The following is a 13,129-nucleotide window of genomic DNA, read 5'->3' as shown; positions in this document are numbered from 1 at the left end:
GGGCTCATGCACTAAATCGCTCCGCGATAGGGGCGCTTGTGGCGGGTGTTGCGCAGAACAAGGATTTGTTGCGCGGATTTTGGTGTCGGGTGTGTGCTGTTGGCCGAGGTGATTTTGCCTCGATTGACAGAGGACATTCCGATGAACATTCAACAATCGACACCAATGACGCCCCTGCGTGCCCGGATGATTGCCGATATGATATCGCGCAATCTCGGCCCTGCATCCCAGACCAGCCACCTGCGCGCCTGCAAGCGGTCTGCGGCCTGGCTCGGTCGCTCGCCGGAGACGGCGACGGCGACGGCGACGGCGACGCCGGATGATGTGAAGTATTTCCAGCAGCAACTCATAGAGAGCGGGACAAGCATCTGCATGCGCAACCAGGTGATTTTAATTGGTGCCGCACTCATAAATTTTGCATCGGCGCGTATTTCCGGTCGGAGCGCTAAACATTACGCATCTGCCCCTCATGTTACTCGCAACACGTGCACACACACCCGCTGCTGACGTCATAACAGAATAGTTGAAATGACAATTCTACACGGTCGCCAACGAACGCTTACCAGTTTGATGCCCATGATCGGCAATGCGGATCGGCAAAGACTTGCCATATCCATCGTAAAAGCCTTATAAACATTCAACTTTTTACGGATACCTGATCGGCAAAGAATGTTGGAAACGCCTGGCAGAATAGAACCCTGTTTCTTTGAGGAACACATCCCTGCTGAGTTGGCTGACCTTTCGGTTGAGATACAGCGAGAAGCGAGCGGGCTTGGGCAAGGCTTGCATCCAGACAGCGCCGCTGAGCTGGCCGATCTGGTGCGGATGATGAACTGTTATTACTCCAACCTGATCGAAGGTCACAACACGAGACCAAGAGACATCGAAAAAGCCCTCGCTGGTGCCGAGTTGGAAGAAGACACGCGTCCTCTGGCATTGGAGGCACGAGCACATATTATCGTGCAGCGTGCAATCGATGAGATGCAACGCAACGGTACAATGCCTGTACCAACCGCGGTCGAATTCCTAGCTTGGGTCCATCAAGCCTTTTACAACGAGATGCCCGAAGAGTTACGTGTCATCGAACACCCCGACGGCTCGCAGGAGCCGATTGTTCCCGGGCGCATGCGCCAAGATGGAGATTCAGAAGTTGCGGTTGGGCGCCATCACCCGCCGTCATCCATGAGGGTATCGGCATTCATGGATCATTTCGACAAGCGCTTCCAAATTGCCGCACGTTCAGCGAGTAGCCGGATCATTGCCATTGCCTCCGCTCATCATCGCCTCAACTTCATCCATCCGTTCCCGGATGGCAACGGTCGCGTTAGCCGTCTTATGTCGCACGCCATGGCCCTCAACGCCGGTATTGGCGGCCAAGGTCTATGGTCCATATCTCGTGGCCTTGCCCGAGGACTGAAGGATCGAGGAGAATATAAACAGATGATGGATCATGCCGACAGCCCTCGCCATGGGGATCGCGACGGCCGCAGGAACCTTTCAGAAGCCGCACTGAAGACATTCAGCGCATGGTTCCTGAATGTCGCACTGGATCAGATCACCTTTTCTGCAAAGCTTTTTGATCTGGGCGGGCTGGACAAACGCTATCAGCGCCTGGTCGCAGATACGATCGACGACAAGCGTGCGCCAGACTTGATTTCAGCAGTTTTGCGCCACGGAGCGCTGGACCGTGGCGACGCGCAAATAGTGCTCAAAACCTCCGAGAGGACGGCTCGCAATACGCTTAAACAACTCACCACGGCTGGCTTTCTGACGTCTGCGTCGCCCAAGACACCGGTTCGCCTTGCCTTCCCGCTAGACTACCGAGAGCGTCTTTTCCCAAACCTATTTGCGGATGCCGATCTACCAGCGTGACGCTTATGGCATAACCATTTGCGCACTACATGAACTTCTGCGCGTCAACTTGCCAAGCTACCATCCAGCAGGGTTCTGTCGCAAATTTTATTGCATGACGGAACGACAGGTATTGCCGGACGTGAGCTTGCCTTTGAAATCAATCGTCACGCTCTGATGCCCACCTGCTGACTTAAAGAGCGGCGTTTATCACAGGTACGCTGGCCCATATTCTGAAACTTTGCGACAGAACCGAAGTCCGCTACGAGCCCTTCGGGCAGGCCGCCTGAACAACGTCGGCATGGGCCATCTACAGCAGGTTGACTGCGCATGCGGTGACTACAGCGTCAATCACCGCATAACTTGCGGTGATTGTACTTGAGCTATGCGGTGAATATGGTCTGCATCCACGAACATGCAGACTGGCCCCGGTTCCGCTGGTCGGCTGAAGCGATCACGGATCGGCTTGCCACGGTCCGCTATCGGCAGGGACGGCTGATCGGGCGGATGGAATCGCTCGGCCTCGATCAGCAGAACGAGGCCCTCCTGCGCACCCTGACCGAGGACGTTGTCAAATCGAGCAACATGGAAGGCGAGACGCTCGACGCGGGCGTGGTACGGTCGTCAATTGCCCGGCAGCTCGGGATCGAAATCGGCGCGCTTTCCCCGACCGACCGGAATGTCGAAGGGGTAGTCGAAAGGATGCTTGACGCGACCCCGAACCACGCCAAGCCGTTAAACGAGGCCCGAGTGTTCGATTGGCATGCCTCGCTCTTCCCAGCCGGACGCAGCGGCATAACCAGGATCGCCGTCGGCGCCTGGCGCGATGCGACTGCGGGGCCGATGCAGGTTGTCTCCGGCCCCTATGGACGGGAGCGTGTGCATTTCGAGGCACCCCAGCAGGCCCAGCAACTGCCCACTGAGATGGCCAACTTCCTCGAGGCACCAGACAAAACCGACGCTGTCCTGCGCGCGGGGCTTGCCATCTTTGGTTCGTCACAATCCATCCATTCGAGGATGGCAATGGTCGCATCGCCCGCGCGGGTGCCGACATGGCGCTTGCACGCGCCGAAGGCAGCCCGCAGCGCTTCTACAGCATGTCAGCCCAAATTCGCCGGGAGCGTGATGCCTATTATGACGCACTGGAGCGCAGCCAGAAGGGCGAACTCGACGTGACCGACTGGCTGGTCTGGTTCCCCGATTGTCTGGACCGTGCGATCCTTCGCGCCGACGACGTGCTCGGCGAGGTCCTGCGCGAGGCGAACGTCTGGGAGCGGTTGCGCGACCAGCCGCTCCCAGACCGGCAACGCGCGGTCGTCAATCGGCTGCTGGACGGGTTCGAAGGCAAGCTCACGTCCGGCAAATGGGCGAAACTCACCAAGGTCTCCACCGACACCGCACTGCGCGACATAACCGACCTCGTAGCACTCGCAGGATTGCGCAAGGACCAGGGCGGCGGGCGCAGCACAAGATACAGCTTGGCCGTTCGGTAAGCAGCCTTTGGAGTGACTTTTCAAATGTCGTAGGTAACGTCGACATTTTCAGAAAATCGGTCGATCGGCCTGTAGACTTTTAAAAGCCACGTGCCGCCTTTGAAGGCGAGGCTTTTGCCCAGTGCGCTGTCAATGAGAGCATTCAGCGACCAGACAACCCAAATGTCCTTTTCAAGCAGATGGGTAGGCCGCCCCAGTATTGAGGCGGCCGTTTCAAGCGCGTCGATTTTGTCTTGGTCGGTAAGAGAAAAGTAGGTTTGGACTTTGGACATTATACGGCGGCCAGAACGCTCAGTTCTTGAGCCAGCCATGTCGGCGCACCTGCACGTAACGCAAAGAGCTCCTGACTTTCCTCAGCGTTTGGGTGCGGCCAGAGGCGCTGCAGAGCGTGCATTGCTTCAGATTGGCCATAATAAGCCGTTGCCCTGAAGGCGTGCCCTGCTCTGCTATGTGGCGCGCGCACCTGCCAGTTTGGCGCGTGTTGCAGATCAACATTCTGTGCACCGAGTTTGAGACGGCGGCTGGGACTAGATGCCTTTATGTGGTTGCTTCAATTGTAGTCGGTTGTTCTTCCCACCAGTCGACGGCTGAAGCGGAAACCTTGCAGATCGGAAGGCACTAGAAACTGGCTCTGTTGCACAAATCAGGCTGCGGTCAAGTTCCCCCTTAACGGCCCACTCGCTTCAAAATTAGGTAAGAAAAAGACTGCAAACCTAGCCGCTTTTCAGACCTATCATTCTGGCATGTCCACGACGGCCACCCCCTTAATGCAGTCACGTGCCAATTCGACCAGATGGGCATGATGCGTGAAGAGGATCGCCTGCCCGTTCGCTCCAATCTCGGCGCAAAGCTGCAGGGCCGCCCGAGCGCGCGTGTCGTCGAAGGTCTCCATGATGTCGTCGAGGATCATCGGCAGCGGCCCTGGATCGCGGGCAAAGCTGCGATATCCTGCCAGTCGCAGAGCAAAGTACAACTGACCCATCGTACCCGTCGACATCTGTTCCACAGGAACCGTGCTGCCGTCGGGCTGAATACCAACGAGCTTTTCGCCTTCGGCCTGGCTCCAGACATCCACGCCGGTCCAGGCGGGGGTGGTCATGGTGACAAAGGCCTCTTCGACGTCACGCAACATGCTGCTGCGCCGTTCAGCCGCAAGCCGACGCAGCGCCCCGCGCGCCGCAAGCACCCCCAGCCGGGCCACCGCCGATTGACGCGCGCCCCTACGGAGTTCTTCGCGCAGGGTTGCCTGTTCGGTGGCCAGGTCGCTGCGGTCGGCGGCCTCAAACGCCGCTCGGTACAGACGGTCAGCCTCGCGCTGCGCATCGCGGGCAGTGTCGCGGGTGTCTTGCGCGTCTTTCAAGGCCTGTTCCAGCTCTGCCGCGCGCGCGGCGTCCGGCATCCGGTCCAATTCCTCGGCAAAGAGATCGGCATCTACACCGTCACGGGTTTTCTGGCGGTCGCGGTCCGCCGTTGCCTTATCGGCACGCAGATGATCGCGTTCGACCAGCTTTCCCACCCGGTCCCGAGGCGTTAGGTCTGCCCCGCTTTGCCCTTCGAAGCAGACCGCCAGGTCCTGCTGTGCGGTGCGCAGGTCGGCATCTACGCGACGTTTCGCCCGATCTGCGTCATCTCGGCGGGTCTCGGCCTCCGCTCTTTTTTCGTCGGCGCGCGTGGCCGTCAACACGCGTGCACGCGTACGGTCGATGACCTGAACGGGGTCGGCACGGGCCTCCTCTTCAGGATCATCCATGATCCGAGCCAAGCGCTGCGATCCCTCTGTCAGGGCCGCAATCGCCTGTTTCAGGTCCTCAATCCGAGCGGCGAGCTTCTGACGATCAGCGTGCACCTGCTGCAAACTGCGCAGGTGCGGCAGGGCGATACGGATCCCTTCGAGCGAGCGATCCGGCAGAGGCAGAGTAGCCGTCAACCGGTCGAGCCTGCTTTGCGCCTCTTCGCAGAGGCTCCGGCAAAGCTCAGACTTGCTCTCCAGCTTGGCGATGGCCGTCTCGCCATCCTCCCATCTGGTCCAGGCCTTGCGGTCAGTGTCCTCCAGCGTCAAGATCCGTTGCACCTGAACAGGCAGGTCGCCCTGATCGAGGTAAAGGCCAAGAGGCCGCCCAGCATCAGCCAGCGCGTTGCGCGCATTCTGCTGCCGCGTTAGGCGGGCCGCCAGAGACACTTGCGCGTTGGAAAGGTTTGCGGCAGCTTCGCCCGCTGCGTTTAGGGCTTGTAGCCGTGCTCCAAAGGCTGAGGGGGCCGCGTTTTCGCCCAATCCCAGCGCAAGCGACAGTCTCGAACAGCGCTCCCACAGCTGGTCTCGGTGAGTAACCAAGTCGTCGTGACGCGTCTTTGCGGTGTCATGCCGAACCTCAGCCGTCCGCTTCTGACCTTGCGCTGCGAGCAACCTTTGCCGCGCCTCGGAACCAGTCAGGTAATGCGCGCGGGCGGCGTCATCGGCATACATCCTTGCCTCGAATTGATCTGCGGTCTCAATGGACAGATCGTTGCGATGACTGCTCCAAGCCATGTCACGCAGACGCCGAGTCTCTTCCGTCATGACGATGTCGACGGCGCCAGGCGCGGCCTCGAGCGAAGAAAGATCGGCCCGCGCCTCGGCCAGTTCTGCGGCGCGGGCGTCGAGGTCTTTGCGTGCCGACCCGCGCTCGGCGGTCAGGGCCGCCCAATCCCGGGCGAATTCCTCCAGTGTCTCGCGCGCGGGTAGGCCCGCATCGATGAGTTCCTTCCAGGATCCCGGCAGGCTGGCGGTGGCCTTTGTCAGACGCGCCAAAGCTTGATCCTGTTCTGTCTCCAAAGCGGAAAGATCCGCCACAGCCTGCCAAACATCGAAGGCGGCTCGCAGCGCAGTCAGGTCCTGCGGTTCCGCTGGCGCATCACCGTGTTGGGCTCGGGCTGTTTCAAAGGCTTCCTGCGCCGCGTCCGCTGAAAGGTTGGCGGTCAGGCAGTCCTGGATTGCACTGGCCAGATCCTCGAGCGCATGAGGCTCCAAGGCAACCGCGGATGCCGGCGCGTCCGGCACCAGGAGGAGCGCCAGAGCGGCGTTTATCTGGCTGGTGAGTTTCTCTTGGTCTTCGATGCGCCGGGCAAGATCGGCCCGCGCGGTGGTGGCCCGGCCCATCAGCGGTGCCCCGTCGATGGTGAGCTGATCGAGCCGTTCTAGCTCTGCAGCCAACGGCTGCGTCAGCATGTCGATCGGGTTGTCTGCGACGATCTGATCTTGCTTGGCGATTTCTTCGTCCACTTCCGTGATCCGGATCCTCAGAGCGGCAATTTTTTCGACGAGGCCCGCCACGCGCTCTGCCGCACCAGTAGGGAGATCGGGGCCGTCCGGTAAATTGGTCAGGGCCCCTGTCAGCTGCCGTATCTCCTCGGTCCGATCATACCAGACGAGCGCGGCCTTGGCCGCCGCCTGTCGTTGATGGGTCTGTCGTAACTCGGCATTGGCAGCGTCAAACGCGACTGCAGCCCCGTCACGATCGCGGCGCAGGGTGCGCTCTCGTTCCGTCGTCAGGCGATCGGCGCGCAACTCGCGGCCAATTTCTTTCAGGCGATCACTGCCTGTTTTCAGAACGGTGCCCCGACCGCGTTTCTTATGAAATTTGTCGGCCCGCTCCTCCAGCGCCTCCAGAGTTTGTGCCATGCCCGTCATGCCAGAGAGACCTGCGTGCAGAAGCTGTCCCAGATCCCCCTGCGCCGCGGCGATCCGTTCTCCGCCTTCGCGCAACCCCTTCTCGTCGAGCGAAAACCGTTCCTCGTATGCGCTCCGCATCACGCCGTGCAAAGCGCCCGACAAGATCGCCTCGTTTACCGGGCGGTCATTCGCGTCCAGCAGCGATTGGGACCTCTTGCTGTTGCGGCGCAAGATCGTGGCCCCGCGCCCAGGCAGGTCAAGCTCTGCGCCAACCAGAAGATCGCTTCGATCGAAGCGGAAGGCATAGGGATGCGCCCCGCTCTTGAACCCGAAAAGCAGTTCCAGAAAGCCGTGGAATGCCGTGGACTTGCCCGCCTCGTTCGGACCAAAGATCACCGTCACGTCGGGCGTGCCGTCATCATGCTTTGGAAAAGCGATCTCGGCCTCCTTGAAACGACCATAGCGGATCAGATCGAGCCGGTTCAGCCTCACTGCGCGGCTCCCGCGTGCAATGTCAGGGAGACTTCGGCAATAGCTTCCTCCAGAAGCACATCCAGTCCGTCCTCATCAAGCTCGTCTGTGATCTCGGATGGCAGGGCGAGACGCAGCTCTTCGAGCTGTTGCATGGCGGCCTGTCGAAAGCCATCTTCGACCAGTTCGTCGTGCATCAGGCGGACGAGATCGTCAGTCTCAGCTCCCAGTTTGCGGGGCGGCGGGGTAGATCTGACCTTGTCGAGAAATACGCCGTCGATGCTATCTAGCACCTCCGTCGCCAGCTCCGCCACCAGGTCCGTCCCATGACGGTCCGAGGTGACGAGCAGACGCACTGCCATATCGCGACCCGGCACTTGCGCGCTCAACAACGCGTCGCGCAAGCTACGCAGGACCTCCTGTTGGTCAGAACATGCCCTCAGATCCAGCGCGCATTCGGAAAATCCCAGGTGACCAATGGCGCGGCGTTCGAACTCCGGCGTGCCCTCTCCCAGGGACACGAGGGTCACGGTACCACCCTTGCGCTCGCCAAAGTGACGGGGCTGTGGGATGCCGGGCATCACCGCCAGAACCGGTTCGTCGACACGCTCGAAGGGCGCGTGAATGTGCCCGAGGCACCAGAGGTCGAACCCATGTGCCATCAGATCCCGTTCGGCGCAGGGCGCATAGGGATCATGACCCGGCGCGCCGCCAAGCGAGGTATGCATCAAACCAACGTTGCGCTTGCCAGGCACAGGTTGGGGATAATCCGGTAGGAAACTCTGCGCCACATGAGCCGCATCGAACGAAAGTCCGTGGAACGCCACGTCGCCGATCTCGACCGTTGGAGCGCCCTTGTGCAGAAGGTGGATGTTCGGCCCCAAATCTCCGTGCGCGCGGTGATCGAGCAGTGCATCGTGGTTACCCCTGATCAGCACCGCAGGCACACCGGCCTCGGAGACACGCGACAGCTGTGCAATCAGAAAGGCGCGGGATTTTAGATCCGGGTGATCGTTGTCAAAGATGTCACCCGCCAGCACCAACGCATCGACATGTTCCGAGATCGCTAAGTCGATGATCTCGGCAAAGGTGTCGCGGCTGGCTCGTTTCAACCGGTCGCCTAAGTCGGGATTACGCAGCGCCACGGATTGGATTGGTGATCCGAGGTGAATGTCAGCAGAAACGAGAAAGCGCATCATATTCCGTCCATAGTCCCGCGAATAGTGCGGCTTCTGCGTTGATACACCTATTTTGCATTTGTTCTAATCCGTCTCTCTGTTCCTCGATGTAGCGACCGGCTCTTGCCTGACAGAGACGTGATGGTCGCGCGGCTTCCCGTCGGTCCTGCTCCAGCGTCGATGTGCTGGAAGTATGATGAGTGCAAGTGTTGGAATCATAGGCTATCCTCAACCACCAACTGCCAGGCAAACTCATGAAACCAAGTTTCACGCTCTACAACAGCCATATTCGAAAAGTTATCGGCGATTTAGCAATCCTGTCCGCGCTTGCGCTCGTGTTTGCAGTCGCGCCTGTTCAAGCGCAGACGTCGCCGAACACCCTTGATTCACCCACCAGTGACCCGCAAAAAAAGAGGTCGCTGTCACACCCGATGTTCGCGACTCAGAAATCGCAGATCGTCTAAGGCGGATTCTGGTCGCCAGTGAATGGTTTAGCTCTCTGGCCGTCTCGGTGCGCGAGGGCATCGTCTTTATCGATGGTCAGGCCGATGGAACCGATCTGTCTAACGCCGGTGAAAACCTGCTTGTCCCCGAGGAGAAGAAAGGCTCGACCCGTAGCTGAAGTCTCCCTTGCACTTCCGGCCACTAAGTTTCGCAACCACCTCGTCAAGATGCCAGATATCGCCGGGTCGAGGCAGCCGGCGACGTAATCCACGCGCGACCATTGGCCCAAATTTCGTGACCGATCTACGGATGGCTTCGGAGGATACGTCACGGCAAACTTTGTGACAAAACCGGCCAGACCCTCACGGTGCATGACAACGTGGTTCAAAATTGGGCGGCCCCCGCACCGCAAGTCACGCGGTGGTCAGCCGCGGTATTCGGATCTAGCGATTGAGATTTGTCTTACGTTGCGGGCCCTGTTTCGACTTGCGTTGAGACAAACGCAGGGCTTCATGCGGTCGATTGCGTAACCGATGAACTTGAATCTTCCAGTGCCCGATGTCTCGACGTTTTCGCGCAGCAGCTCGGAGTTGAAGATCGGACATCGTCCACGTCGTTCTGAGGGGCCAATCACGCTCATTGTGGATTCAACTGGGCTCAAGATGCATGGTGGAAATGGTTGGAACGCCAAGAAGCATGGCACCACGAGGCCACGCAAAACATGCCGCAATCTGCATCTCGCTTTCAATCCGGACTCGGTCGCCCGATCTCCGAACGCACCGCTTGAATTCCGTTTCGAGTTGGGCGCGTTCCGGGCCGACGTTGATCCCTGCAACAGCGCCGGATGCCGCCAGACTTTGAGTTTGGTAAAGTTTGAACCCCACCAACATCCGCCCCAGTCCGTAAAACCGCAGGTTTGCATTTGCAGTATTACCCACATATCTTATTTCTAGGTACAATTGGAGGCTGACATGGCAGGAACGAGCGTCACACTTGGCCCATATTGGGATGATTTTATCTCATTGATGCTAAAGGAAGGTCGTTATGGTTCAACAAGCGAGCTAATCCGCGCATCTCTGCGGCTCATGGAAGAACAAGAGGGACAACGGGCACGACTGCGCGTGGCCCTCATGGACGGCAAGCGTTCTGGCGATGCCGGACCTCTCGATATGACTGCAATCAAGGCGCAAGCGCGGGCTCAAACGAGCGCCAAGGATGCGTGAAATCCGGATTAGCGAAGCCGCCAAATCTGATCTCATAGACCTCTGGGCCACAACGTTTGATAAGTGGGGCATGGATCAAGCCGATCGATATCTTGATGATATTGATCGTTCCCTCCAGAGCCTCGCCGAAAGCCCGTTTCTGGGCCCTGAGTGTTCAGAAATCCTAATCGGTGCCAGACGTTTGCTCACCGGACGACACTTGGCGTTTTATGAAGTCTCAGAGGCCGCGATCTATGTGATACGCGTTTTGCATCAGTCTATCGACGTGCAACAGCAGCTCCGAGCTTCATGAGGCGAAGCAATTTCCGATAAGGACCAGCTAGGGTCAGGATGGTGGGCCCGCGATCCTAAGGCGCGGCAAAGCGAGAACTGGCGCCGAGCCTGGATCACTGGTCGCACAAGGGGCTCAACAATCGCGCAGATAACAGCCACCTGTCGTCGGGTTAGAGCGACGCGGAGACCCGGCGGACCGCTGGTTCAAGCGATTGCGGTCGCACCCGCGATCTCATCAGTCAAATGCACGAAGGATCGACACCCACATGGGCGGAGACGCCGCCATGGCGGCTGCGGGCACCGCCGAGTGCCTGATCAGTGCCAAAGCACTGGCGTGCGAAACACAACACGCAACGAAACAGATGCGCTACACTTGATTTGTTTGGTGCAGTCATTGCGTTTAAGCCTTTCTTGAGGTTCGCAGCAAAGGAGAATGCGCATGAACATGATGGCTCACCGGCAATTTCCCCCGGGGGCCCAGGAGGCCTGCGATCGCACGCGCTCCTTGACGCCAGTGTTCTCTATCCGGCCCCGATGCGCGACCTCAATGGATGACACGATGCGCACTGAGATCGCGGCGCGGCTCGTCGAGGAATACGGCAGTCCAGCAGCGGCTGCTGATGCGGTTTGGGCGCAAGCGCGTGAGAACACATGGTACCGGGAGGGGGAGTAGACTGAGCGGTATCTGTTGCGTACCGCCGTTGCGGTGGATGTACGCAACGAAGCCGCACTTTCGTTTCTGGTCGCCTGGCATGGTCAGCCCATTGGCCAGCTCAGTCACGACGGATTTGAATGGCGATGGCAGCCACAGGACGGGTTTGATCTGCCGCTCGTGTAACAGCGGGTTCCGGGCAGGCTTCCTCCCTGCATACTGTCACTGTTGCCTGAAGGCTGGCTGGAGAAGGTTCTCAAGGACAAAGACGAGCGCGCTGTGCTGCGCTCGGGCAAACGATATATGTCCAACATTACGATCAGCGAAGACGCAGGCGAGCTTCCGTCGCCACCGGCAGACACTCTGGCCGTATCGTTGTCCCGATATACCCGCAACGGTGTGTTTACTGGACGCTATGCTGGTCCGGGGCGCGGCAAGCTTGAAGCAGACTTCGAGGCGGGGCTGGCGCGCCTTTATGAGCGGGCGGACACACCGCGCCTGTCTGGCGTTCAGATCAAGGCGCCTATGGTTTTGGCGCGGGATGGTCAATTGTCGCCAAGCGCGGGCCTGCCGTTCACCCATATCCTGAAACCGGCGGGAACAGCTGGGTTTCAGGGGCTTCCCGTGATCGAATATCTTGCGATGTCTCTTGGCCGTACTTCGGGGTTGGAAGCGCCTGACATCGCTCTGGTCCCAATGCCGGATGACATGCCCCCAGCCTTGCTGGTCGAGCGGTGCGATATCCGCACATCGCGCGCGGATGAACGCCGTTTTGCCTTGGAGGACCTGTGTTCGGTTCTCGATTTGCCCCCTGACGCCAAATACGATGGAACAATCGAGCGGATAACCCGCGCAGTTCAACCGCTGTCGACATCTGCCGGGGAAGATCTGCCGTTGGTGATCAAGCGCGCCCTGTTCGCCTGGTTGATCGGCGACGGCGATATGCACTTGAAGAATTTGGCGCTCCTAAAGATTGCCGGGCCTGCTGCGGATCGTTTCAGCACGATCCGCCTCGCGCCGCTCTATGATGCGGTCACGACCAGGGTCTTTCCGAGCCTTGAACATGACCGCATGGCCCTGAAACTGAACGGCAAAGATGACCGTTTGCGGCGCAGCGACTTTATGCAGATGGCGGCGATTGCGGGCTTGTCAGCGGCTGATGCTGATAACGAGATTGACCTTTTTTTGCAACGTTTTACCGAAGCCATCGACAGGGTTTCTTTGCCTGATCTGCCCGGCATGGACCGTGATATAAAGGAACGAGCAGAGGCGATGGTTTCTATTTGTAGGGAGCGGGTTACGGCAGTCGCTTAAATAAAGCGACTTTGAACGTCTTTAGATCAAATCGAAATCGCTGTTTTGAAAAAATACGAAAACTGTATTTCCACCTAAGCGATGGCCGTGTTGCATAGATCAACGTCAACTGGGAACGCGCCCTCCCCGAGACGGAATTCAGGCGGTGCGTTCAAAACTTGGGCGGCCAAGTCCGGTCATCCGGTTGAGAACCCGGACGCCAATCTTGGCTTCTGTTTTCTGATTTTCGAAGTTGCGCGCCTTTGGCTTGGGCCCGATAACGGCTTTCCAGCGGCCCATGAGAGTTTCACCTCGGCTGCGTTGATTGTAGCCAGTGGCTTTCTGTCAGGCCATCCGCCCGCGGGCTGCGATCTCGGCGATATGGCGGTCACGTGCCGTCGTATCTTTGGCCCCATTGGGGCTCAGTATTGCGTTCTTGGGAGGTGAGATCGATCGTCGATCCGAACCGAGCGGCTAGCAAATCAGATGTTGGTTCTCCGTCGTAAGCTCCATCTGCGAGGAACAGATCGACCGGGCCGTCGACTTGATCCAACAGACCTGGCAGCGCCGTCGGATCGCCGACGTCATCCTTGGTTAGGTCC

The 13,129-nt window shown here is 59.1% G+C and carries 11 protein-coding genes and 5 pseudogenes; 10 read left to right on the top strand and 6 right to left on the bottom strand.

Annotated features, from left to right (window positions below):
- Positions 1-99 precede the first annotated feature (99 nt).
- The 4 genes and pseudogenes from AC221Y_RS12130 to AC221Y_RS12115 all read left to right on the top strand — a co-directional run bounded on the left by AC221Y_RS12130 (position 100) and on the right by AC221Y_RS12115 (position 3,344).
- Complete coding sequence (locus tag AC221Y_RS12130; RefSeq protein WP_486707397.1) at positions 100-507, top strand: hypothetical protein; 408 nt, start codon at positions 100-102, stop codon at positions 505-507.
- Positions 508-669: 162 nt separating this feature from the next.
- Complete coding sequence (locus AC221Y_RS12125) at positions 670-1,872, top strand: Fic family protein (protein ID WP_299755770.1); 1,203 nt, start codon at positions 670-672, stop codon at positions 1,870-1,872.
- Positions 1,873-2,247: 375 nt separating this feature from the next.
- Positions 2,248-2,439: pseudogene (locus AC221Y_RS12120) on the top strand (DUF4172 domain-containing protein); the annotation flags it as partial.
- 584 nt (positions 2,440-3,023) lie between these two features.
- Positions 3,024-3,344: a hypothetical protein gene (locus AC221Y_RS12115; RefSeq protein ID WP_486707396.1), complete on the top strand. Its 321-nt coding sequence runs from the start codon at positions 3,024-3,026 to the stop codon at positions 3,342-3,344.
- A 20-nt stretch (positions 3,345-3,364) separates the two neighbouring features.
- Here AC221Y_RS12115 and AC221Y_RS12110 read toward each other — a convergent pair whose 3' ends face one another.
- The 4 genes and pseudogenes from AC221Y_RS12110 to AC221Y_RS12095 all read right to left on the bottom strand — a co-directional run.
- Positions 3,365-3,616 (bottom strand): nucleotidyl transferase AbiEii/AbiGii toxin family protein, encoded by a 252-nt coding sequence (locus AC221Y_RS12110; RefSeq protein WP_299750149.1) that lies wholly within the window; start codon positions 3,614-3,616, stop codon positions 3,365-3,367.
- A 461-nt stretch (positions 3,617-4,077) separates the two neighbouring features.
- On the bottom strand, positions 4,078-7,485 hold the full coding sequence (locus tag AC221Y_RS12105) for an AAA family ATPase (protein ID WP_486707395.1): 3,408 nt from the start codon (positions 7,483-7,485) through the stop codon (positions 4,078-4,080).
- On the bottom strand, positions 7,482-8,663 hold the full coding sequence (locus AC221Y_RS12100) for a metallophosphoesterase family protein (protein ID WP_299750154.1): 1,182 nt from the start codon (positions 8,661-8,663) through the stop codon (positions 7,482-7,484). The genes AC221Y_RS12105 and AC221Y_RS12100 overlap by 4 nt, the downstream gene beginning before the upstream one ends.
- 617 nt (positions 8,664-9,280) lie before the next feature.
- Positions 9,281-9,415 (bottom strand): annotated as a pseudogene (locus AC221Y_RS12095) (IS6 family transposase); the annotation flags it as partial.
- Between the two features lie 42 nt (positions 9,416-9,457).
- Between AC221Y_RS12095 and AC221Y_RS12090 the strand changes: the two are divergent.
- Positions 9,458-9,697, top strand: a pseudogene (locus AC221Y_RS12090) (transposase); the annotation flags it as partial.
- Positions 9,698-9,733: 36 nt separating this feature from the next.
- On the opposite strand, the gene AC221Y_RS12085 reads toward AC221Y_RS12090, so the two are convergent.
- Positions 9,734-10,024 carry a hypothetical protein gene (locus AC221Y_RS12085; RefSeq protein WP_299750157.1) on the bottom strand — a complete coding sequence of 97 codons (291 nt, stop codon included), beginning with the start codon at positions 10,022-10,024 and terminating at the stop codon, positions 9,734-9,736.
- Between the two features lie 33 nt (positions 10,025-10,057).
- Between AC221Y_RS12085 and AC221Y_RS12080 the strand changes: the two genes are divergently transcribed.
- The 5 genes and pseudogenes from AC221Y_RS12080 to AC221Y_RS12060 all read left to right on the top strand — a co-directional run bounded on the left by AC221Y_RS12080 (position 10,058) and on the right by AC221Y_RS12060 (position 12,548).
- Positions 10,058-10,309 carry a type II toxin-antitoxin system ParD family antitoxin gene (locus tag AC221Y_RS12080; RefSeq protein WP_299750160.1) on the top strand — a complete coding sequence of 84 codons (252 nt, stop codon included), beginning with the start codon at positions 10,058-10,060 and terminating at the stop codon, positions 10,307-10,309.
- The gene (locus tag AC221Y_RS12075) at positions 10,302-10,601 is read left to right on the top strand and encodes a type II toxin-antitoxin system RelE/ParE family toxin (RefSeq protein WP_299750163.1); all 300 of its coding nucleotides are present in this window, start codon (positions 10,302-10,304) and stop codon (positions 10,599-10,601) included. Before AC221Y_RS12080 ends, AC221Y_RS12075 begins: the two co-directional genes overlap by 8 nt.
- Before the next feature lie 59 nt (positions 10,602-10,660).
- Positions 10,661-10,744, top strand: a pseudogene (locus AC221Y_RS12070) (IS6 family transposase); the annotation flags it as partial.
- Positions 10,745-11,270: 526 nt separating this feature from the next.
- Positions 11,271-11,420, top strand: a complete 150-nt coding sequence (locus AC221Y_RS12065) for a hypothetical protein (RefSeq protein WP_299750169.1) — start codon at positions 11,271-11,273, stop codon at positions 11,418-11,420.
- A 117-nt stretch (positions 11,421-11,537) separates the two neighbouring features.
- Positions 11,538-12,548, top strand: a complete 1,011-nt coding sequence (locus tag AC221Y_RS12060) for a HipA domain-containing protein (RefSeq protein WP_299750171.1) — start codon at positions 11,538-11,540, stop codon at positions 12,546-12,548.
- A 138-nt stretch (positions 12,549-12,686) separates the two neighbouring features.
- Here AC221Y_RS12060 and AC221Y_RS12055 read toward each other — a convergent pair.
- Positions 12,687-13,129 (bottom strand): annotated as a pseudogene (locus tag AC221Y_RS12055) (transposase); the annotation flags it as partial.

This window comes from Boseongicola sp., from assembly GCF_057460485.1.
Note: the sequence above shows the minus strand (reverse complement) of the source record. Positions and strands in the feature narration are given on the sequence as shown.